Raw genomic sequence first — 20,710 nt, forward strand, 5'->3', positions numbered from 1 at the left:
TACACATAGAAAAAAGAGAGCTTTGAAAGCTCTCTTTTTTTATTATTTCTTTAGCTCGTTTTCAGATATCTTCGCTAAATCTTCAATTTCTTGGTGCTTACCTAAGCTATCAACAACCCAATCGTTTAGGTGTTTTAAAATAGCAGTAACAGCCTGCGTTTTTGTGCCATGTTCACCAGCGTTAACATCTAGCTGTTCTTTGGCATGTAAACCCGTTTGATCTTCAGCAATGTGTAGCCACTCAGGGTGCCAGTAGTAACTGTGGCCATCTTGAGTCATCCAGTTGTGAACGCCGCTGCTTTCACCTTTATAATCTAAATCGTGTGCTTTGTATGGCATGATAATCCCTTGAAAGAATGCATATTACCTTATGATTATAGATAACTTTCTCAGTGTAATATGAAACGCACTTAACAGATTACAAAAAAATTTGAAGTTGGTGAAAGCGAGAGGTTGCTAGTAGTGTGTCGCTATGCATTTAAGTGGTTACAAATAGTTACACTTATCAGATTGCTGAATTTATCAGTAAATGGATAAATACAGCCTCATTCTAACAAAAGGTTAAATACATATATGGACGACCCCTCGAGTCGCTCACCCCTTAGTTACTCCACCTTCTTGGAGTACGCAACATGCTAGAACTTTTCCTTCAACCTGAATCACTGATCATATTAGCGACTCTATTTGCCCTAGAGGTAGTATTAGGCGTTGATAATGTAGTGTTTATCTCTGTTTTATGTGAACGTTTGCCTGTGTACCAGCGTAAATTGGCGCGAAACCTCGGTATCGCTTTAGCCGTTTTTGCGCGCATAGGTTTAGTGTTCTCTATCAGTTGGGTTATGTCACTGACCGCACCATTATTTACTGTGATGAATAGCGCCTTTACTGGTCGCGACTTGATCATGATTTTAGGTGGCGCATTCTTGCTAGCGAAAAGCTTAAAAGAGTTGTGGATGTGGTTAACACAAGATGAGAGCCACACAGCAAGCACTGTTCGCGCTGGTATCGCATTAGTCTTATTGCAGATAGTCGCAGTTGACGCCGTGTTCTCGATGGATTCAGTGATTACCGCTGTAGGTATGACAGATGAAGTACCTTTGATGATCGCCGCGATCTTAGCGTCTGCAGTTGTCATGGTGTTATGTGCAGAGAAAATTAACGACTGTGTGACCCGTTACCCTGGGTTTAAAACATTAGCATTATTATTCTTGGTATTGCTTGGTGGTTTGTTAATGGCTGAAGGCTTTGCTATTCATGTAAACAAAGGGTATGTATATTTTGCGATGGCCTTTGGTTTGATTATGGAAGGTTGCCATATCTTACTGAAAAGAAAACGCAAAACATTGATTAACCGTTTGTATCCACAGCAAGCGGGTTGGGCTATTAAGACTCACGCAGTGCGTTAATAACCAGCCTGGTTGTTTCCGAAAGGCAGAACTTATGTTCTGCCTTTTTTGTATTTCCAGGTAATGATTCAAATACATTATTATTTGAATCATATTTTGATTTGAATGCGGTGAAGATTTGAATCATAATGTAAGTTGAATGTTGGGTTTAATTGCATCATCGAGGTGAAAGTATGTGGATATGGCAGCAAGAACAATGGCCAAACTTTACTTGGCGTGAGCCTCAGTTAGCTTTGCTATTACGCGATGTCCGATTCAACCAAGGGGTTTTGCTGGGGAAGGTGTCAGCTAAAGGCGAAGATGAACAACAAGCCATGCTTGATACGCTATTGGCGAACATCATTCATTCGAGTGCCATTGAAGGTGAGAAATTAAATGCGTTTTCTGTTCGTTCATCATTGGCCAATAAATTGGGCGTGACAGAAGACAAGCCTTACCCAACGTCTGAGCAAAGTGATGGTCTTGCGGAGATAATGCTCGATGCGGTCAATAATCTTGATTCCGCATTAACGCTAGAGCGGATCTTAGATTGGCATCGCTTATTGTTCCCTGAAGGCTATACCATGTTTAACCCAGTCGAAGGGGGCAAGCTACGCGGTGATGCGCCCATGCAGGTTGTCTCTGGTCGTATCGATAGGCCTGTGATTCATTTTGAAGCACCAGAGCGTCATCAGCTAGAACAAGAACTTGAACAATTCATTACTTGGTTTAATCAGTCACGTGACAATGTCACTTTAGACCCGTTAATCCGAGCAGCGATCACCCACCTTTGGTTTGTTACCATTCACCCAATGGACGATGGTAATGGCCGTATCACGCGATTGTTAACCGACCTTGCACTGGCACAAGCAGAACAACAGTCAGTACGTTTTTACGCTATGTCTGTCAGTATACTGGCTAGGCGCAAATCTTATTATGAGATATTAGAGCTTACCCAAAAGGGTGATTTAGATATTACAGACTGGTTAACTTGGTTCTTAGAAACCTTGAATCAAACTTTCTGTGATGTACTGGCAGAGATAGAACAAACAGTCGCAAAAACAAATTTTTGGCGACGCATAGATCAAACGCAATTAACTACCGAGCAAATGAAGGTCATGAACCGAATGCTAGATGGCGATTTTGATATTGGCGTTAATGCCAGTCAGTATACCAAAGTAGCTAAAGTCAGCCGTCCGACTGCAACTCGTCACCTTGCAGCGTTAGTTAAACTGGGTTGTTTACAGAAAACAGATGCTGGCGGTCGAAGTACACGGTATATCGTTAACTTTTAAGCCACATCAGATAACGTCACAGTAAATACAGTTTGGTCGCTTATGAGTTGCTTGAGTGCTTAATAAATAGCCTAACTATGAGGCGTACGCTACTTTATAGGCCGGATAGGGGATAATCGTTGATGTCATGCAGAGCATGAACAACACTATGTGGTTAATTCGTCAAATAATGTTTATTACATTTTTTAGATAGATCACGTAAACTACGCGCTCATTTTTTTCGTCCATATATCAGGTAAATTATGATACGTCTCAACCAAGTGAAATTACCGCTGGATCACGCTGAAAACGCATTACAAGATTATGTTTTAAAAGCACTGTCAATATCTGAACAGCAACTGGTTGATATCCATGTATTTAAACGTGGTTATGACGCACGCAAGAAAAGTCAAATCTCCTTAATTTACACTTTAGATATTACGCTAAAAAATGTTGATGAAGAGTTACTGCTAGCAAACTTTGACAACGATCCAAACGTGCGCCAATCACCAGACACTGAATACAAATATGTTGCCAGTGCTCCGAGTGATTTAACGGAGCGTCCGATTGTGATCGGCATGGGCCCTTGTGGCATATTTGTAGCACTAATTCTAGCTCAAATGGGTTTTAAACCAATTCTGTTAGAACGCGGTAAATCAGTACATGAACGCGCTAAAGATACATTCCGTTTTTGGCGTACCAGTGAATTAAATACTGAATCGAATGTTCAATTTGGTGAAGGTGGTGCGGGTACGTTTTCTGACGGCAAACTCTATAGCCAAGTAAAAGATCCAGGTTTCCTTGGTCTTAAAGTTAAACAAGAGTTTGTTCTTGCGGGCGCGCCTTCTGAAATTATTTACGTTAGCAAACCGCACATTGGTACTTACAAATTAGTAACCATGGTTGAGAAAATTCGCTCTAAGATCATTGAACTTGGCGGCGAGATTCGTTTCGAAACGCGTGTTGAAGAAATCAACATCGAAGAAGTAAATGGCGAACGTCAGGTTGTAGGTGTAACGCTTAACGGTGGCGAAGTGATCAACAGTAAACATGTTGTTGCTGCAATCGGCCATAGTGCGCGTGATACTTTCCAAATGCTGCATGATAAAGGCGTACATTTGGAAGCACAGTCTTTCTCTATTGGTTTCCGAGTTGAACACAAACAAGAGATGATTGACCAAGCGCGTTTTGGTAAAAATGCGGGTCACCCAATTTTAGGTGCTGCAGATTACAAACTTGTGCATCACTGCAAAAACGGTCGCTCTGTATATAGTTTCTGTATGTGCCCTGGTGGTGTTGTGGTTGCCGCGACGTCGGAAGAGCATGCGGTTGTTACCAATGGTATGAGCCAATACTCTCGTAGCGAACGTAATGCGAACAGTGCGATTGTTGTTGGTATTTCTCCTGAAGATTTTAATAACGATCCGCTACAAGGTGTTGAGCTTCAGCGTAAGCTAGAACGTAATGCTTATGTTATGGGTGGAAGCAACTACGACGCGCCAGCACAAATGGTTGGGGATTTCTTAGCTGCTGGTAAAGGTAAGCCTTTTGAAGCGGTTGAGCCATCTTACAAACCGAATGTTAAAATGACAGATCTAAGTGATGCATTACCTGATTTTGCTATCGATGCGATTCGTGAAGCACTTCCTGCGTTTGCTAAGAAGATCCGCGGTTTTGATAGTAAAGATGCAATGCTAACGGGTGTTGAAACTCGTACATCATCACCGGTTCAAATTAAACGTGGCGCTGATTTCCAAAGCATTAACACACTAGGCTTATACCCAGGTGGTGAAGGTGCAGGTTACGCGGGCGGTATTTTGTCTGCAGGTATTGATGGCATCAAAATCGCTGAAGCGGTTGCGCTTGATATGCTAAAAAATCACAGCTAACGTCAACGATTAATCTCGCTAGACGTGTATCGCTGCAATATCAAAAGAGCCGCTAATTTTAGCGGCTTTTTTACGTTTTGGTTTCCAGTGACTGAAACAGCTAACTCGAAGAGGCATACGTCAAAAACGTTCCTGAAAGTAATTAGCAAGAAAACTAACGAAAGACGTTATCCTTTGAGGTTGATAGTCGTTCGCTTTGAATACGGCATACATGGGAAGTTTCATTGGCTCGTATTCTGTTAATACTAAGGTTAACTGAGCGTTACTGAGATACTGCTCAACCATCCAACGGGGTAATAGCGCGACACCATGCCCTAGTAATGCCATTTCAAGCAATAACTCAGCACTGTCACTTTTAAAGCTTTCTCTAACTGCGACTTTAGAAAAAGTACCGTCTGTATTTTTAAATACCCATATGTTAGACGGGGAGCTAAAAGAATAGGTTAAGCATTGATGTTCTTTAAGATCGTTAATTGTCTTTAGCGTGGGCTTATTTGCTAAATACTGCGGCGAAGCAAAACAAACCGCTTCATTGGTAAACAACAAACGCGCCTTATAGCCGGAGTCTTCTAGGTACGACGCACGAATCGCAATATCTACACTGCTTTCGATTAAATCTACCTGTCGATCATTTACCGATACATTGACGACAAGGTTAGGGTGCATGGTCATAAACTGACTAATAGGTTCTGCCAGTAATATTGTTGCGGCAGCGCTGGGAACCGAGAGTTTGAGTTCACCACTGACTTGAGTGAGTTCACCTTTCAAGCGTGATTCAGTATGCGTCATTTCATCAAGTAATTTAATGCAATAGATCAGATACTCAGCGCCTTGTGGTGTTAGCGATATTTTCCTGCTGCTACGATAAAACAAGGTAAACCCAATACTATTTTCTAACCAAGCTATCTTTTTGCTCACCGCACTTTGAGTTAGATTTTGTTCATCTGCCGCCGCAGTAAAACTCCCCAGTTGAGCCGTTCGAGCAAATAGCGCTATGCATTCATATTTGTCCATACAACACCATCTAAATCATTCCACTTTGGAATGTTAACTATGTCAAAAATAGCATTCATCCATCTCTTTTGGAATGTTTAAATAGCCTCATTCAACGAGGAGAATGAAACAATGAAAGATGTCTTAGTGCTGCTGTTAATCGTTTTTTTTGCATTTGCGAGTTCCGTAAAATTACTTGGCTGGCAGAAAATAATTTTTGAAACACAGCTCGCTTTTTTCCATAAGTATGGCCTCAATAGAGCAGCCATGTTTGTGGTTGGTTTAATTGAGTTAGCGGGCGTGATTCTACTTATTAGCTCATTATTCGTAATAGAAAACCCATTGGTGTTATGGAGTGGTGCGGCTTTATTAGGAGCAACCTCGGTCGGGGCGCTATTCTTCCATTTTCGCTTTGATCGCTGGCAAGATGGGATACCAGCAATGGTAACCTTGGTATTGTCTGTGGCTGTGAGTGTTTTATAGATGTGAAATAGGAATAAGAGCAGCAATAGCTGCTCTTATTAGATTTTATAGATAGCGGCTTATTAAATGTTCTTTAAAATAACTCGGATTCAGCGATTCACCTGTTGCTCGAATTACAAGTTCATCGGTTGTGAGTGTGGATGCTTTTGACCAGATGTTTGCTTCAAGCCAAGTAAAGATAGGTGTAAGGTTATTGTCACTAATGAGCTGTTCTACATCCATTTCTTTACGCATGGTAGCCATGAACTGCGCGGCGTACATTGCACCTAATGTATAACTTGGAAAGTACCCAAAGCTGCCATCGGTCCAGTGAATATCTTGCATGCAGCCATCGGTGTAATTACCTTCCGTATTCACACCTAAGTACTCTGTCATTTTCTGATTCCAGAGTGATGGAATATCTGCCACTTCAATCTTGCCTTCGATTAAATCTCGCTCGATTTCATAGCGAAGAATAATATGAGCAGGATAGGTGACTTCATCGGCGTCGACACGAATAAAAGCAGGTTTAACTCGTGTATTAAACAGAGTGATGTTTTCTGCCGTAAACGCTGGGTCGTCTTCACGGTTGAACAATGCTTGTGCCGTTGGTGCTAACAAATTAATAAACTCTAAGCTGCGTGATAACTGCATTTCAAACAACAAACTTTGTGATTCATGAATCCCCATTGAACGCGCTTCACCCGCAGGTAATTCAGCCCATTCTTTTGGCAGACCTTGCTCGTAACGTGCGTGGCCTGTTTCGTGGATAACCCCCATTAATGCGGAGGTGAAATCTACTTCGTCGTAACGCGTCGTCATACGAACGTCGGTAGGTACACCACCGCAGAAAGGGTGGATACTGACGTCAAGGCGGCCATGATTAAAATCAAAGCCGAGTAGCTTCATCATTTCAACGCTCAGTTCTTTTTGCTTATCAATAGCAAAAGGGCCTTGAGGCGTTAGCACACTTTCCGATTGTTGTTTCTTCTGAATTTGTTGAATGAGGTCAGGAAGCCAAGATTTCACATCAGCAAAAATAACATCAAGCTTATCTGTAGTCATGCCAGGTTCGTACAAATCAACTAGCGCGTTATAGCGACTTAAACCAGTAGCTTCAGAGCGGATCTGAGCTTCTTGACGAGACAGTTCAACTACTTTTTCAAGATTCGTTTGGAAATCAGCCCAGTTATTGTCTTTACGCTGATTCCGCCAAGCATGCTCACAGACAGATCCTGCTTTAGACTGTGCTTCAACTAGATCTTCTGGCAGTACTGTGGCTTGCTGCCAGCGGTTTTTCATTTCACGTAGGCTGGCTTGTTGCTCTGTTGAAAGACTTTCAGATTCAGCTTGTGTAAAGAGAGCTTGTAGCTTTGGGTCTGTTAATAATTGGTGGGTATAAACGGCCAGTTCAGCCATTGCTGCTGAGCGAGCATCGTTACCACCTTCAGGCATCATTGAGGCCTGATCCCAACCACAAATTGCACCTAAGTGATTAAAGCGAGACAATTTCTTGAAGTGTTTTTCGAGCTGTTGATAATTAGACATATTCTTTCCCTGTAATCTTGCCTGTTGAATGGCGAACTTTAATGTGGGTATCCACTTGTTTCAATCTATAGCCTTTATGTTTTTGCATCGATTTTATTTAGGCTTTTCGTAAATGAATAACTATTGGTTTAACGTGATGATACTAAAAATCACTTTTAGCATAGTAACGTGTTTACGATTAATCGCAATATCACGCTTTATAGCAGTAATTAAGAGTCGCTAGTGTAACAAAATGGCCAAGAACTCACTCTTTGTAATGTAAATTATCGTGAAAAATTGTCAGAATTTAACCTCAATCGTAATTGTTGATGAGAGAAGCATGTATTCGTGAAATGCTTATATATACTGGATGTATCTTTTGGTTATACGGAATACGTAGCACGATGAATACCATTCCACGCGTTTTATCCTCGCTGCCTGCTTGTTCGCTGACAGCAGCGATGCTTTTATCTTTTTCTCTTAACGCAACAGCGGCACCAACAGTAATTCCTGATGCACCAGTACTGGGTTCAAAAGGCTATGTGCTTATTGATTACCACACAGGAAAAATCTTGGTAGAAAAAAATGCTCATGAAAAACTTAACCCTGCCAGCTTAACGAAGCTGATGACCAGTTTTGTAGCTGGTAAAGAGATGCAGCAAGGTAATATTAATGCTGACGATTTAGTGGTGATCAGCCGTAACGCATGGGCACGTAATTTCCCAGATTCATCAAAAATGTTTATTGAGGTTGGCACTGAAGTCAACATGATGGACTTATATCGTGGTTTGATAGTGCAATCAGGTAACGATGCCAGTGTTGCCATTGCAGAGCATGTTGCAGGGTCGGAAGGGGCTTTTGTGAGTTTAATGAACTCATGGGCAAAAAAATTAGAAATGACCAACTCTTCATTCTCCAACCCACATGGATTAGATGCTGATAACCTGTACAGCACACCTTATGATATTGCGTTATTAGGTCAGGCATTAATTCACGATTTACCTGACATTTACTCTCTTTATAGTGAGCGTTCTTTCAACTATAACAACATTACGCAGCGTAACCGTAATGGTCTACTGGGTGATAGAAGCTTGAATGTAGATGGGATGAAAACAGGTTACACCAGTGGGGCTGGTTTTAGTTTGGCGAGCTCTGCCACTCAAGATGATATGCGCTTAATCTCGGTCGTGATGGGAGCAAGCAGTTCAAAAAGCCGTGAAGCAGAAAGCAAACAGCTACTGAACTATGGTTTCCGTTTCTTTGATACGGTGTCACCACACAAGCAAGGCGAGTCCATTCTTAATGAAAAAATATGGATGGGTGACAAAGACGAAATTAAACTTGGGGTAGGCGAGGACACTTTTGTTACCGCGTCACGCAATGAGGTTAAATGGCTAAAAGCCCATGTCGAATTAGATGATGAGCTTGTTGCTCCTGTTCGTAAAGGTACTGTTGTCGGTAAGGTGATTTATCAAGTGAACGACAATAGTGTCGGTGAAGCACCGCTTGTTGCTCTTGAAACTGTAGAAGAAGGTGGCATCTTTAGCCAAATTGTTGATTACATCAAACGCTTCTTTTTAAGCTTGTTCAAATAGCCTCTCAAAACACACTAAAAAAGCTGCATTAAGCAGCTTTTTTAGATCCCGCTATACAGATGTTTCAACATCGCAGAAAAATCCGTATAATCCACGCCCTACAAAGAATCCATCTAGGAAATCTACAGTCGATATCTTCGACAGTGTGAGAAGTCGCAATGAATCAGAATGATAATAGAAAAGAGACACTTGAATTCAACAAACTCCAAAAGCGTTTAAGGAGAAATGTTGGGAATGCAATTATCGATTACAACATGATTGAAGAAAATGATGTTGTGATGGCATGTATCAGTGGCGGTAAAGATTCATTTGCGATGCTCGATATCCTTTTGAACTTGAAAAAAGCAGCGCCGATTCATTTTGATGTTGTTGCTGTTAATCTTGATCAAAAGCAACCGGGTTTCCCTGATCATATTTTGCCAGAATACTTCAAAAGCCTGAATATTCCTTACTACATCGTAGATAAAGATACGTATTCAGTGGTTAAAGAGAAAATCGAAGAAGGCAAGACAACATGTGGTCTATGTTCGCGCCTACGCCGCGGTACGCTTTACTCGTTTGCTGAGAAAATTGGGGCAACGAAGATTGCACTTGGTCACCACCTTGATGATATCGTTGAGACTATGTTCTTGAACATGTTCCACGGTTCTCGTTTAAAGGCGATGCCACCTAAACTTCGTTCAGATGATGGTCGTAACGTGGTTATTCGTCCACTGACTTACTGCCGTGAAAAGGATCTGATCAAATACGCTGAACATAAAGCGTTCCCGATCATTCCATGTAACCTATGTGGTTCTCAAGAAAACCTTCAGCGGCAGAATATTAAAGCAATGTTGATTGATTGGGATAAGAAAACACCAGGCCGTGTTGATAGTATTTTCAAATCAATTCAGAACATTAGCCCAAGCCAACTAGCAGATAAGAATCTATTTGATTTTGTTAACTTGCCGCTAGATCGTGAAGGTGAACGTGCAGAGTATGCTTTCACTGAAGCTGAAGTATCATCAACGAACATTGATGAGTCTATGTTTATTGATGTGACTAACGTTTAATCACAACAATTATTCTGCATGATTAGAAAGGGCGACTACGGTTGCCCTTTTGTTCACGAGATAAAGAATTTCCCTATCTGCGCTTATTTACACGTGCCTCATTCTACATCAGCCTTTCTTTCCCCCTAGAGCCTGCTCCAAAAACATCGAACTAAACCGCTAACTTTTATAGTTATTTACTGTAAACTTGCAGTTAATCTATTTGGTAGCCTCAACGTAGCTGCCACAATTAGTCATCGTTTAAGCAAGCAGGGATTTATGACTTTGGTAAAAAAGGGAACATTCGTATTAGCGGGTTTACTTAGCTTTGGGCTTGTTGGATGCTCATCACAGCAGACGCAGCAGTTAGGCTTACGAAGCAGCACGGTATATTCTTCACCACAGCAAATGTCTAATCAAGAGCTTTGCGATACATATGTGCATGGTCGTGATTCTGTCCATACTCGTTTTGCTATTGCGAGTGAGTGGAGCCGACGCGGTTTAAGCATTAAATACTGTAAAGAAAAAAACCAAGAACTCTTTATTACAACGGCAGTGAAAGCCTTGGCGGGTATTAGCTCTGAAACAAAGAAAGAAAATGCTAACGCGGTACAGCCTGTTCAACCTGTTGCTAAATAAAGCGTGTAAGGCTTAAGTGAAAACGGAACCTATCAAGGTTCCGTTTTTGTATCTAAAAATACGCTATTTCAAGCTAACTACTAATCGATATTTGGTGCTAACGGGCTGATATAGCCTTCTGGTTTTAGCGCTAATAAATCACAGTTTAGGCTGTCGATTGTATGCTCTGCGGTATTACCAATAAAGATGGCAGATAAGCCAGTTCGGCCTGTTGTGCCAAGAATGACCATTTCGGCATCAAGCTCTTCGGCCACTTGTGGAATAACATCTTCTGGTAGACCTTCCACTACGCAAGTTTGCTCTTCAGATATACCATGTTTTTGGCGTAACGCTTTCATAGAGGTTAGGTGGTGCCCACGGACAGCATCGGTGTAAGATGCTGGATCAAACTCTGGTAACTCAATGGTAATATTCACTGGTGTTGATGGGTAAGCATTAACAATAATGACTTCGGCATTAAGCGTATTTGCAAAGCGTTTTGCTTCGTTAATGATGCAATCATTTAATGCTTCGTGAGTCTCACTGTCTGCGGCTAAATTTACACTCGCAATGATCTTGCCGCTATTCTCAGGCCAATTGTGTTCTTTCACCATTAAAACAGGGCATGGACATTTTCGTAGTAAGTGCCAATCTGTTGGAGTGAAGATAACGGAACCGAGTTTGTCATGTTCATGCGTGGCTTTAATCACGATGTCATGGTGGTTGCTAAACACTTCAGCAATCACGGCTTCATAAGGGCGGTTATGCCAAACGACTAAGAGTTCGATACTTAATCCGTCTTCAGTAAAAGGACGAATAATATCTTTTAACCATTCTTCTCGTTGTTGAACCACACCTTTGCGCATAGCCTGCCGTTCGTCAGACGAGAGCATTGAGGTCATTTCATAAGAAAAATCGTAGATCGCGAGAAACAGTGTAATTTTAGTTTCTGGTGAACCTTGAGCAAGGTGCGCGGCTCGCGAAAGTGCGGGTTGATTGTCTTGCGCCGGATCGGCAACAACCAAAATATTCTTGTACTGTGTCATAACTGCCCCCTTACACAAACTGTCATCACGACTGTGTTGGCAACTGCATTAACCTGAAAAAAGTACAGATACCTAATATAGATTTCAAACAGGTATAACTAACTGTAACGCAAGTGGGGGAAAAAGGGGATAAATACGGAGGGCAAATATAAAAAAAGTGATACGCATCAAAAACGTATCACTTTTTGTTTTCATTGAAGAATAGATTATTACAGACTGTTGCTTTTGCTCACACCTGCTAATCGTGCCAGTTCTTCATGATCAAGAATCGTAATGTACTTACCTTTAACACTCAGCATTTCTGATTTTTGGAAGCGACCTAATAGACGACTGATAGTTTCAACCGTTAAACCTAGGTAGTTACCAATATCACCGCGTGTCATAGTTAGGCGGAATTCTCGAGGTGAGAAGCCACGCTGAGAGAAACGTAGTGATAAATTGTATAAGAATGCTGCTAAACGTTCTTCTGCATTCTTTTTAGAAAGCAGTAGAATCATTTCTTGGTCGCCTTTAATCTCGTTACTCATCAAGCGCATGATTTGTTGACGAAGTTTTGGCATTTTACCCGAAAGGTCATCTAAGATTTCAAAAGGAATCTCACAAACCATAGATGTTTCGAGTGATTGAGCAAAGCTCGGGTGTAGCATTTCATTGATCGCGTCAAAACCAACCAAGTCACCAGCAAGATGGAAAGCTGTAATTTGCTCATCACCCTGTTCGGTGATGGTGTAGCTTTTTATCGTGCCGGAGCGAATAGCATAAAGCGATTTTAATTCATCGCCCGCTTTGAAAAGCTCTTGGCCTTTCTGGATTGGTTTTTTTCGCTCGATAATTTGATCGAGCTGATCTAATTCAGACTCATTCAAAGTGAATGGGATACACAACTGACTAATACTACAATCCTGACAGTGGATTGCACACCCGCCTGACTGGATACGTTTGGTTGTAAGTTTGTCTGAAATCATAAGCCTGTCTAACCAATTTGATGTAGGTCAATATTTTAACATATTATGAAGCAATATGACGAGTATTAAAAACCTACATTATTTGATTGATTGCTATGTAACCAGTATGTATACCATAACCCAATAACAACAAAGCATTTGCACGCTTGAAATATAAATTACTGAGTAGCTGTTTTAGTTGAGAGGCTAACCCTCCCACAACGAGCATGGCAGGAAGTGTCCCTAAGCCAAAAGCAAGCATTACCAGGCTGCCGCTAACCAAGCTTCCGGATACTGCCGCCCAGCTTAATGTCGAGTAAACCAGCCCGCAAGGTAACCATCCCCATAGTACCCCAAAAGGTAATGCGGCCATCGGTGATTTTAATGGTAAAAAGGTATTGGCTTTAGGGGCAATACGCTTCCAAAGAATATGACCAACTTTTTCTATTTTTACAAGACCTTGCCACCATTGCCCTAAGTAAAGCGCGAGTATTATCATCATGACAGAAGCAAATAAACGCAATGAAATCAAAGCGTAAGAAGAGCCGCTCAATGTTGCTACACCAGCAAAAGCGCCACCAATGATACCGCCAGCGATAGTATAAGAGAGTAGGCGGCCGAGGTTGTACATTAATAAATAATGCCACCTATTATTTTTCTGTTGATTAGGCATTCCCATGGTGAGTGCCGCGGCAACGCCACCACACATTCCTAAGCAATGCCCAGCGCCCATTAGGCCAATGACAAACGCAGCATAAAAATCAATACTCATAGCTTACTCTGGCTTTTTAGGTGCTGATTCTGAGTTTGAATCTGACGTCGATTTTGCTTTTGTTTCACTCTCATCAAACAAGATATCGAAGCCTTGTCGTTCAAGATCTTCAAATTGCTCCGACTTAACTGCCCATAAAAAGACACCAACAGCAATGCAAACCAATACAATGGCAATAGGGATCAAAATGTAAAGACTAGCCATTTTATTTTAATAACCTTAAAGAATTTGATACAACAATGATCGAACTCGCCGACATTCCCACTACTGCTATATAAGGTGCAACAAACCCTGCGACCGCTAATGGCAGAATAATTAAATTATAACCTAGTGCCCATGCTAAATTTTCACGGATGATTTTTTTGGTTTTCAAAGCCAATTTACGTGCATTAAGAATGCGAGTCAGCTGATCGCCTAATAGCACCATATCTGCTGATGATTTTGCGATATCAGTACCACCGCCCATTGCGACTGAAAGGTGAGCTCCAGCCAGAACAGGGGCGTCGTTCACGCCATCGCCAATCATGAGTGCAACGTCATTTTTATCAAGGCAACGAAGGTAATCAAGTTTCCCTTCCGGTGTTACACCAGAAACCAATTTGTCGATACCAAGTTTATCGGCAACAACCTGTGCACTAACCGAGTTATCACCTGTAAGCATGGTAACTTTTATACCAGCACGGTGAAATTGTTCAATTAGCTCTGCACTGTCTTCTCGAATTGGGTCTTCTAGTTTAAATGCGGCGACTAGCTCTGTATCTCGCGATAGCCATACTTGAAATTGATTTTCCATTTTTTTAGTAAGCTGTTTAGCATTAGGGTTATCTTGAAGCACAAAACTAAGTTGACCGATACGCCAAGTGCACTGATCTATGTCACCTTGCAAACCTTGCCCAATTGTATTTTCTACATTGTTAAACAAGGTGTGTTTATTCCGATAGGGCTTAAACGCATTCGCTATTGGGTGATTAGCAAAACGCTCAAGTTCTGCGGCTATCGCTAACGCATCGTGCTCTGGTACATCGCTGAACAAACGCGTATCAACAAGACGAACATTACCTTCTGTTAGCGTGCCTGTTTTATCAATAACAAGTTGGTTAACTTTACATAGGGTTTCCAGCACATGGCCGCGACGTAGTAGAATGCCTAATCGACCAAGGCTAGATGTTGAGCATGTTAATGCGGTCGGCGTGGCAAGTGATAGGGCGCATGGGCACGTAGCAACTAAGACCGCAAGGGTGATCCATAGAGCGTCATCCGGTTTTTGTTGATGCCAGTAATACCAAGTACCTGCAGCCACGATCAAAATAATTGCCACAAAGTATCGTGCGACTACGTCGGCTAATACAGCAACTTTTGGTTTCGACATTTGTGCTTCATCTTGTAAGCGGACAATGTTCGAGATTAATGAATTCTGACGATCCTGCGTTACACGAATTTTAATGTTGCCATCACCATTAATGGTTCCCGCATAAACGAGTTCATCTTTATTACGAGGAACTGGCATGGGTTCGCCAGTCAGCATAGATTCATCGATGTGGGTTTCCCCAGAAAGTACAATACCGTCTGCGGGTAAGCTTTCCCCAGGAAGAACAGACACTATGTCGTTCACTTTTAATGTTTTGGCCGCGATTTGGCTACCGTCTTCTAATGTTGCCATTGCAGGCACAAGCTTTAGCAAGTTAGCACTGGCTGCCGCAGCTTGACGACGAGCGCGCATTTCAAGGAACCGCCCAAGCAATAAGAAGAAAGTAAACATGGAGATCGATTCAAAAAAGACTTCTCCTGTTTCTGTCACTGTCGCGTAAATACTTGCGACATACGCGAATAACAAGGCGATAGAGACGGGGACATCCATTCCAAGTGTCAATGCCCGTAAGTTTCGCCATGCGTTTAAGTAGAAAGGTAGAGCAGAGTATAAGAGGACAGGAGTTGCAAAAATCAAACTTACCCAGCGAAGATAATTTCTAAACTCTGTGTCTAAATCACCAAACACTTCAAAATACAGTGCCACTGCCAGCATCATCACCTGCATGGTCGCAATACCAGCAATGCCAAGTTTATAGAGGTATTGCTTCATGGTTTCATGGTAGTGCTGTTCTTGGGCATCGGCCTCAAATGGCGCAGCTTTGTAGCCCAATTTATGAATACAAGAGAGAAGGTGACTGAGCTTAGTTTGTTCAGGATCCCACGCAAGTAAAGCGCGATGAGTTGTAGTATTAACGCGTATAGAAATAATACCGACTTCTCGCATGAGTTGCTTTTCAATCAACCAAGCACAAGCAGCGCAAGATACGCCCTCAAGTGACAATGTCACTTCTTTGCTGTTTTCGTTATTACGCACAAACTCTTGCTGCACTTCTTCGTGATCATATAAAAGGAGTGATTGAAGCTGTTGTGGGACAAGGTCAGCTTTTTCAGCTGGGGCGGTGCGGTATTCATAATAAGATGTGAGGCCGCTTTCAACAATAGTTTGAGCGACGGCCTCACAACCAGGGCAACACATGTCGCGTGTTTCGCCCAGGATTTCAACTTGGAATTGGTGACCCGTTAAAACAGGGTCACCACAGTGGTAACAATCTTTTGTCATTCCTTGATCTGCCCGTACAACGAAATCGGGTCGGATGTTGGAAGTGCTACAGGGCCTTGCAACATCCAGTCGCCTTCAAATGGTTCAACCTCAACGAACCAAGGGCCTTGAACTGGCGCTGATGTGTTGAAGTGGTAACTGCCTTTTAGATCGGCACTAACCATTTGAGTAAAGTCTCTGTTTGCAAGAGTACGGTGGGTGAAAGTGACACGCAAGTTAGGAAATTGCGTTAGTTCACCTTTATCGAAATTAACTGTAATTTGGTCATCGACCACTTGCAGGCTTGCTTTTAATTTAAGCGCATCGGCTACTTTTAATCGTGATAGGTCAAGATTAATTGCTTTACCTTTTTTGTAATAATCTTCAGCAACAAGATCAACTTGGTTTTGTGAAAATACATAAACAATGCTGAGGCTATAGATAATTGATGTCGCAGGAATTGCCATAAGGAACCAAGGCCAAAACTGCTTATACCATGGTTTTTGCATGCTGATTACCTTCGAAGACTTCTTGGAAAGAGCCCCTGAGAGTATCAGGGGCTATAGGTTATGTCTCAGTTAAAAATGTTAACGTTATGATTAACTGTAACTGATGATGAATAGCGGAAATTATTTGCTATTTGACTCGCTTAGGCTCCATACGTAAGCAGAGATAAGCTGTACTTTTTCTTCGCCAAGTACATCTTTCCATGCAGGCATTACACCTTGGCGGCCATGTGTGATCGTTGCTTCAACAGCACGTCGAGAACCACCGTATAGCCAAGTGTTATCCGTTAGGTCTGGTGCACCAAATGCAGGGTTACCTTTGCCATCAGTGCCGTGACAAGCAGCACAGACAACAAAGCGTTGTTTACCTGCTGCGGCATCTTGAGCATTCACTTTACGGCCCGACATTGAAAGTACGTAACTTGTAATTTCCTTAACGCCATCTTTACCCAGAGAATCAACCCACGCTGGCATCACACCAATACGACCATCCATAATAGTTGTTTTGATTGTTTCAGCCTCACCACCGTATAACCAAGCGTCATCCGTTAGGTTAGGGTAGCCCGCTTGGCCACGTGCATCAGAGCCATGGCACTGTGCACAGTTTTGAATGAACAAACGTTGACCGACTTTAATTGCTTCATCGTTTTTAGCAATTTGCGTAATTGGCAGTAGAGTATTACCTGTACTGTCATATGCCAGTGCTTTGAATGTTTCACCAAAACGAGCTTGTGCGTCGCTTAACTCTTTTGCATATTGATCCAGTGTTTTCTCTTGACGAGAACGCTCCATAGAAGCTTGAGACTCTGCCATTGAACGTACAGTCTGATCAGAACTTGTCCAACCTAGTACGCCTTTAAAGTTACCTAGGCCAGGATATAGCACTAAGTAAACTGCGCCAAAAACCAGTGTGCCCCAAAACATATAGGACCACCACTTGGGCAGTGGGTTATTTATTTCACGAATACCATCGTATTCGTGCCCCATATCTTCACCTTCTTCGACACCCATTTTGTCTCGGCTACACCAATAAAGCAGGGCAGCAATACCAACAAAGGTCGCGATAGTGATGATACTAATCCATAGACTCCAAAACGTCGTCATGCTTCCTAGCTCCTGTCTTTATCGCGCGTTGCCACGTCTTTCTCTTCATCAGCAAACACTAGATTTGCCGCTTCATCAAAACGGGCTTTCTGACGTTTACTGAAAGCCCATACGACAATGCCGATAAAGCTAGAAAACAAAATGACGGTCCAAATACTGTGAACAGTTCCAATATCCATAGAACGCTCCTTATTTCATCGCGTGACCAAGAGACTGAAGGTAAGCAACAAGTGCATCCATTTCAGTCTTGCCTTTAACTGCTTCACTTGCATTCGCAACTTGCTCATCAGTGTATGGCACACCAAAGTTATCTTTAAAGATTGCAAGTTTCTTAGAAGTTAACTTACCGTCCAGTACGTTCTCTTCTAACCAAGGGAAGCCAGGCATGTTTGACTCAGGAACTACAGCACGAGGGTCACGAAGGTGAACACGGTGCCAGTCATCAGAATAACGACCACCTACACGTGCTAAATCAGGCCCTGTACGTTTTGAACCCCATAAGAATGGGTGTTCCCAAACACTTTCACCTGCAACGGAGTAATGACCGTAACGCTCTGTTTCAGAACGGAATGGACGAATCATTTGGCTATGACAGACGTTACAACCTTCACGGATGTAAATGTCACGGCCTTCCATCTCTAACGCTGTATAAGGGCGTAGGTTTTCAACAGGCTCTGTGGTTTGGTCTTGATATAACAACGGCGTAATTTCTACTAGCGCACCAAAACTAATCGCAATGACGATAAGAATGGCTAAGAGGCCGACATTTTTTTCTACAATTTCATGACGATTGCTCATCTGTCGAACTCCTTATGCTGGTTGCTCAATGGCTTTCAGGCTTTCTTTCGGTGCTGAGATTGTTTTGTATGCGTTGTACGCAAGCAAGAACATACCAGACAAGAAGATCAAGCCGCCAATGAAGCGAACGAAGTAGAATGGGTAAGACGCTTGTAGCGACTCAACGAAGCTGTAAGTCAATGTACCGTCGGTGTTAACTGCGCGCCACATTAGTCCTTGCATCACACCAGATATCCACATAGCTACGATGTAAAGTACCGTACCGATAGTTGCAAGCCAGAAATGCACGTTGATCAATTTGATTGAGTACATGCGTTCTTGACCGAACAGTTTTGGAATGAGGTGGTATAGGGCGCCAATAGAAACCATTGCAACCCAACCTAAAGCACCAGAGTGTACGTGACCGATAGTCCAGTCCGTGTAGTGCGATAAGGCGTTAACCGTTTTAATTGCCATCATTGGGCCTTCGAAGGTAGACATACCGTAGAAAGACAATGAAACAACAAGGAAACGTAGGATAGGGTCGTAACGTAGTTTATGCCATGCACCTGACAGCGTCATGATACCGTTGATCATACCACCCCAAGAAGGAGCAAATAGAACCAAAGACATCACCATACCTAACGATTGAGTCCAATCAGGTAGTGCTGTGTAATGAAGATGGTGCGGGCCAGCCCAAATGTAAAGTGATACTAATGCCCAGAAGTGAACGATAGATAGACGGTACGAGTAAACCGGACGACCAGCTTGCTTAGGGACGAAGTAATACATCATACCTAGGAAACCGGCTGTCAGTAGGAAACCTACCGCATTGTGGCCATACCACCATTGAACCATTGCATCGACTGCACCTGAATAAGCCGAGTAAGACTTAGTCATGGAAACAGGTACTGCAAGGCTATTAACAATGTGTAGAACCGCTACCGTGAGAATGAAGGCACCGAAAAACCAATTAGCCACATAAATATGTGACGTTTTACGTTTTATCATAGTACCGAAAAAGACAATGGCATAGGCTACCCAAACAACTGCAATCGCGATATCAATCGGCCATTCCAGTTCTGCGTATTCTTTACCGGATGTCCAGCCCATCGGCAATGAAATTGCCGCAGACAGGATAATAGCTTGCCAACCCCAGAAGGTGAACGCCGCTAATTTCCCACCAAATAGTCTTGCTTGACAGGTACGTTGCACTACGTAATAAGACGTAGCAAATAACGCACTAGTACCAAATGCGAAAATCACTGCATTAGTATGCAATGGTCGCAAACGGCTGTATGTCAACCAAGGTAGGTCGAAATTTAGCGCCGGCCATACTAGCTGGGCGGCAATTAATACACCAACACCCATACCGACAATACCCCAAAGAATAGTTACTAAGGTGAATTGACGAACGACTGTATAGTTGTAGTTTTGTTCAAGCTGCTTTACTTGGCTCATGTTGCATGCTTCCACTATTTATTGTTCAACTACACTCTTTACTTTCCTTGTGCGAACAACAAGTTGTCGCAATACCACCCAGTAGCTAAATTAACGTCATATTGTTTTTTTGAACAACTTAACAATCAAATTGCTATTTTTTTGTAAAAGTGGCATTTTCATTGCGCATAATACGTTAGATAACAGATGATTAACAGTGTGATGCCCACACTATGTTTACGGTTAAGCAACATTTATGTGAAAACTTTGAACTCTGTAACACGGGATGTACAAATATATGGCGGCACAAAAACTCACTAAAGGCAGGCTTGCTCAAATAATCATCTTGATGGTGGTGTTAATTACAGCATTTGTATGGAGAACAATAACCTACAACCAAACCCAGCAAGAAAACGAGACAGTTTTAACATGTCATTTATCAACAACTGGATGCTTGGTTGAAAGCTCAGACGAAAATATTGCGATTTCATTTGTTTCAGATGCGTTAAAAGCTGATACAGCCATTATCATACAAATTGATAACACAAATGTTAAACCTACAGCAATCGTGGAAGGTGTCAGTATGTATATGGGATCTGTGCCGGTGATATTTACAAAAAACGATAGTGGTTGGCAGGGTGAATTTATGGTGCCAGCGTGCATGCACGATAAAATGGATTGGGCTATAAAAATAAAAGAAGACCAAAAAGAAATAAATGCACTATTCAGTGTTGAAAAATAATTAACAATCAAATAGTAATTTTTGGTTTAGATAACA

21 protein-coding genes are annotated in these 20,710 nt (G+C 42.1%); 8 read left to right on the forward strand and 13 right to left on the reverse strand.

The genetic code is table 11. From position 1 onward, the window contains the following. Nucleotides 1-42 precede the first annotated feature (42 nt). Nucleotides 43-342, reverse strand: a complete 300-nt coding sequence (locus ASV53_RS13225; RefSeq protein ID WP_390960812.1) for a hypothetical protein — start codon at nucleotides 340-342, stop codon at nucleotides 43-45. 290 nt (nucleotides 343-632) lie between these two features. Here ASV53_RS13225 and ASV53_RS13230 point away from each other — a divergent pair, with 290 nt between their 5' ends. The 3 genes from ASV53_RS13230 to ASV53_RS13240 all read left to right on the forward strand — a co-directional run bounded on the left by ASV53_RS13230 (nucleotide 633) and on the right by ASV53_RS13240 (nucleotide 4,548). After that, on the forward strand, nucleotides 633-1,406 hold the full coding sequence (locus tag ASV53_RS13230) for a TerC family protein (RefSeq protein ID WP_094957410.1): 774 nt from the start codon (nucleotides 633-635) through the stop codon (nucleotides 1,404-1,406). Nucleotides 1,407-1,579: 173 nt separating this feature from the next. Next, complete coding sequence (locus ASV53_RS13235) at nucleotides 1,580-2,680, forward strand: Fic family protein (protein WP_094957411.1); 1,101 nt, start codon at nucleotides 1,580-1,582, stop codon at nucleotides 2,678-2,680. Nucleotides 2,681-2,922: 242 nt separating this feature from the next. Further along, nucleotides 2,923-4,548, forward strand: a complete 1,626-nt coding sequence (locus ASV53_RS13240; RefSeq protein ID WP_094957412.1) for an NAD(P)/FAD-dependent oxidoreductase — start codon at nucleotides 2,923-2,925, stop codon at nucleotides 4,546-4,548. Between the two features lie 120 nt (nucleotides 4,549-4,668). On the opposite strand, the gene ASV53_RS13245 is transcribed toward ASV53_RS13240, so the two are convergent. Next, nucleotides 4,669-5,562: a LysR family transcriptional regulator gene (locus ASV53_RS13245; protein WP_094957413.1), complete on the reverse strand. Its 894-nt coding sequence runs from the start codon at nucleotides 5,560-5,562 to the stop codon at nucleotides 4,669-4,671. Between the two features lie 111 nt (nucleotides 5,563-5,673). Here ASV53_RS13245 and ASV53_RS13250 point away from each other — a divergent pair, with 111 nt between their 5' ends. Then, entirely contained in the window at nucleotides 5,674-6,024 is a 351-nt protein-coding gene (locus ASV53_RS13250; RefSeq protein ID WP_094957414.1) for a DoxX family protein, read from the forward strand. A 45-nt stretch (nucleotides 6,025-6,069) separates the two neighbouring features. On the opposite strand, the gene ASV53_RS13255 is transcribed toward ASV53_RS13250, so the two are convergent. Beyond that, nucleotides 6,070-7,551 (reverse strand): carboxypeptidase M32, encoded by a 1,482-nt coding sequence (locus tag ASV53_RS13255; protein WP_094957415.1) that lies wholly within the window; start codon nucleotides 7,549-7,551, stop codon nucleotides 6,070-6,072. A 383-nt stretch (nucleotides 7,552-7,934) separates the two neighbouring features. Between ASV53_RS13255 and ASV53_RS13260 the strand changes: the two genes are divergently transcribed. The 3 genes from ASV53_RS13260 to ASV53_RS13270 all read left to right on the forward strand — a co-directional run bounded on the left by ASV53_RS13260 (nucleotide 7,935) and on the right by ASV53_RS13270 (nucleotide 10,795). Continuing rightward, the gene (locus ASV53_RS13260) at nucleotides 7,935-9,125 is read left to right on the forward strand and encodes a D-alanyl-D-alanine carboxypeptidase family protein (RefSeq protein WP_062690668.1); all 1,191 of its coding nucleotides are present in this window, start codon (nucleotides 7,935-7,937) and stop codon (nucleotides 9,123-9,125) included. A 158-nt stretch (nucleotides 9,126-9,283) separates the two neighbouring features. Continuing rightward, a complete protein-coding gene (gene ttcA / locus ASV53_RS13265; protein ID WP_094957416.1) occupies nucleotides 9,284-10,177 on the forward strand; it encodes a tRNA 2-thiocytidine(32) synthetase TtcA in 894 nt (297 codons plus the stop codon). Nucleotides 10,178-10,435: 258 nt separating this feature from the next. Next, nucleotides 10,436-10,795 (forward strand): hypothetical protein, encoded by a 360-nt coding sequence (locus ASV53_RS13270; protein ID WP_094957417.1) that lies wholly within the window; start codon nucleotides 10,436-10,438, stop codon nucleotides 10,793-10,795. A gap of 80 nt (nucleotides 10,796-10,875) precedes the next feature. Here ASV53_RS13270 and uspE read toward each other — a convergent pair whose 3' ends face one another. From uspE to ccoN, 10 genes are all read right to left on the reverse strand, one after another. Then, on the reverse strand, nucleotides 10,876-11,820 hold the full coding sequence (gene uspE / locus ASV53_RS13275) for a universal stress protein UspE (protein ID WP_094957418.1): 945 nt from the start codon (nucleotides 11,818-11,820) through the stop codon (nucleotides 10,876-10,878). Nucleotides 11,821-12,029: 209 nt separating this feature from the next. Continuing rightward, complete coding sequence (gene fnr, locus ASV53_RS13280; RefSeq protein WP_062690671.1) at nucleotides 12,030-12,785, reverse strand: fumarate/nitrate reduction transcriptional regulator Fnr; 756 nt, start codon at nucleotides 12,783-12,785, stop codon at nucleotides 12,030-12,032. Between the two features lie 73 nt (nucleotides 12,786-12,858). Continuing rightward, nucleotides 12,859-13,536: a sulfite exporter TauE/SafE family protein gene (locus ASV53_RS13285; RefSeq protein WP_094957419.1), complete on the reverse strand. Its 678-nt coding sequence runs from the start codon at nucleotides 13,534-13,536 to the stop codon at nucleotides 12,859-12,861. A gap of 3 nt (nucleotides 13,537-13,539) precedes the next feature. Continuing rightward, nucleotides 13,540-13,740 carry a cbb3-type cytochrome oxidase assembly protein CcoS gene (ccoS, locus tag ASV53_RS13290; protein ID WP_062690673.1) on the reverse strand — a complete coding sequence of 67 codons (201 nt, stop codon included), beginning with the start codon at nucleotides 13,738-13,740 and terminating at the stop codon, nucleotides 13,540-13,542. 1 nt (nucleotide 13,741) lies between these two features. Beyond that, the gene (locus ASV53_RS13295; RefSeq protein WP_094957420.1) at nucleotides 13,742-16,126 is read right to left on the reverse strand and encodes a heavy metal translocating P-type ATPase; all 2,385 of its coding nucleotides are present in this window, start codon (nucleotides 16,124-16,126) and stop codon (nucleotides 13,742-13,744) included. Then, nucleotides 16,123-16,614 (reverse strand): FixH family protein, encoded by a 492-nt coding sequence (locus ASV53_RS13300; RefSeq protein ID WP_062690675.1) that lies wholly within the window; start codon nucleotides 16,612-16,614, stop codon nucleotides 16,123-16,125. Before ASV53_RS13300 ends, ASV53_RS13295 begins: the two co-directional genes overlap by 4 nt. Before the next feature lie 120 nt (nucleotides 16,615-16,734). Next, nucleotides 16,735-17,715: a cytochrome-c oxidase, cbb3-type subunit III gene (ccoP, locus tag ASV53_RS13305; RefSeq protein WP_094957421.1), complete on the reverse strand. Its 981-nt coding sequence runs from the start codon at nucleotides 17,713-17,715 to the stop codon at nucleotides 16,735-16,737. Between the two features lie 5 nt (nucleotides 17,716-17,720). Further along, complete coding sequence (locus tag ASV53_RS13310) at nucleotides 17,721-17,894, reverse strand: cbb3-type cytochrome oxidase subunit 3 (protein ID WP_048898373.1); 174 nt, start codon at nucleotides 17,892-17,894, stop codon at nucleotides 17,721-17,723. Between the two features lie 10 nt (nucleotides 17,895-17,904). After that, entirely contained in the window at nucleotides 17,905-18,513 is a 609-nt protein-coding gene (gene ccoO, locus ASV53_RS13315; protein ID WP_062690676.1) for a cytochrome-c oxidase, cbb3-type subunit II, read from the reverse strand. Between the two features lie 12 nt (nucleotides 18,514-18,525). Further along, nucleotides 18,526-19,953: a cytochrome-c oxidase, cbb3-type subunit I gene (gene ccoN / locus ASV53_RS13320; RefSeq protein WP_094957422.1), complete on the reverse strand. Its 1,428-nt coding sequence runs from the start codon at nucleotides 19,951-19,953 to the stop codon at nucleotides 18,526-18,528. A gap of 277 nt (nucleotides 19,954-20,230) precedes the next feature. Between ccoN and ASV53_RS13325 the strand changes: the two genes are divergently transcribed. Beyond that, entirely contained in the window at nucleotides 20,231-20,674 is a 444-nt protein-coding gene (locus ASV53_RS13325; protein ID WP_094957423.1) for a hypothetical protein, read from the forward strand. The last annotated feature ends 36 nt before the right edge of the window (nucleotides 20,675-20,710 follow it).

Source organism: Photobacterium sanguinicancri, assembly GCF_002265265.1.
GTDB lineage: Bacteria > Pseudomonadota > Gammaproteobacteria > Enterobacterales > Vibrionaceae > Photobacterium > Photobacterium sanguinicancri.

What these genes read in the sequence shown, in the direction of transcription:
- ASV53_RS13230 (WP_094957410.1), top strand. Translation starts at nt 633, where the DNA reads ATGCTAGAACTTTTCCTTCAACCTGAATCACTGATCATATTAGCGACT.
- ASV53_RS13235 (WP_094957411.1), top strand. Translation starts at nt 1,580, where the DNA reads ATGTGGATATGGCAGCAAGAACAATGGCCAAACTTTACTTGGCGTGAG.
- ASV53_RS13240 (WP_094957412.1), top strand. Translation starts at nt 2,923, where the DNA reads ATGATACGTCTCAACCAAGTGAAATTACCGCTGGATCACGCTGAAAAC.
- ASV53_RS13245 (WP_094957413.1), bottom strand. Translation starts at nt 5,562, where the DNA reads ATGGACAAATATGAATGCATAGCGCTATTTGCTCGAACGGCTCAACTG.
- ASV53_RS13250 (WP_094957414.1), top strand. Translation starts at nt 5,674, where the DNA reads ATGAAAGATGTCTTAGTGCTGCTGTTAATCGTTTTTTTTGCATTTGCG.
- ASV53_RS13255 (WP_094957415.1), bottom strand. Translation starts at nt 7,551, where the DNA reads ATGTCTAATTATCAACAGCTCGAAAAACACTTCAAGAAATTGTCTCGC.
- ASV53_RS13260 (WP_062690668.1), top strand. Translation starts at nt 7,935, where the DNA reads ATGAATACCATTCCACGCGTTTTATCCTCGCTGCCTGCTTGTTCGCTG.
- ttcA (WP_094957416.1), top strand. Translation starts at nt 9,284, where the DNA reads ATGAATCAGAATGATAATAGAAAAGAGACACTTGAATTCAACAAACTC.
- ASV53_RS13270 (WP_094957417.1), top strand. Translation starts at nt 10,436, where the DNA reads ATGACTTTGGTAAAAAAGGGAACATTCGTATTAGCGGGTTTACTTAGC.
- uspE (WP_094957418.1), bottom strand. Translation starts at nt 11,820, where the DNA reads ATGACACAGTACAAGAATATTTTGGTTGTTGCCGATCCGGCGCAAGAC.
- fnr (WP_062690671.1), bottom strand. Translation starts at nt 12,785, where the DNA reads ATGATTTCAGACAAACTTACAACCAAACGTATCCAGTCAGGCGGGTGT.
- ASV53_RS13285 (WP_094957419.1), bottom strand. Translation starts at nt 13,536, where the DNA reads ATGAGTATTGATTTTTATGCTGCGTTTGTCATTGGCCTAATGGGCGCT.
- ccoS (WP_062690673.1), bottom strand. Translation starts at nt 13,740, where the DNA reads ATGGCTAGTCTTTACATTTTGATCCCTATTGCCATTGTATTGGTTTGC.
- ASV53_RS13295 (WP_094957420.1), bottom strand. Translation starts at nt 16,126, where the DNA reads ATGACAAAAGATTGTTACCACTGTGGTGACCCTGTTTTAACGGGTCAC.
- ASV53_RS13300 (WP_062690675.1), bottom strand. Translation starts at nt 16,614, where the DNA reads ATGCAAAAACCATGGTATAAGCAGTTTTGGCCTTGGTTCCTTATGGCA.
- ccoP (WP_094957421.1), bottom strand. Translation starts at nt 17,715, where the DNA reads ATGACGACGTTTTGGAGTCTATGGATTAGTATCATCACTATCGCGACC.
- ASV53_RS13310 (WP_048898373.1), bottom strand. Translation starts at nt 17,894, where the DNA reads ATGGATATTGGAACTGTTCACAGTATTTGGACCGTCATTTTGTTTTCT.
- ccoO (WP_062690676.1), bottom strand. Translation starts at nt 18,513, where the DNA reads ATGAGCAATCGTCATGAAATTGTAGAAAAAAATGTCGGCCTCTTAGCC.
- ccoN (WP_094957422.1), bottom strand. Translation starts at nt 19,953, where the DNA reads ATGAGCCAAGTAAAGCAGCTTGAACAAAACTACAACTATACAGTCGTT.
- ASV53_RS13325 (WP_094957423.1), top strand. Translation starts at nt 20,231, where the DNA reads ATGGCGGCACAAAAACTCACTAAAGGCAGGCTTGCTCAAATAATCATC.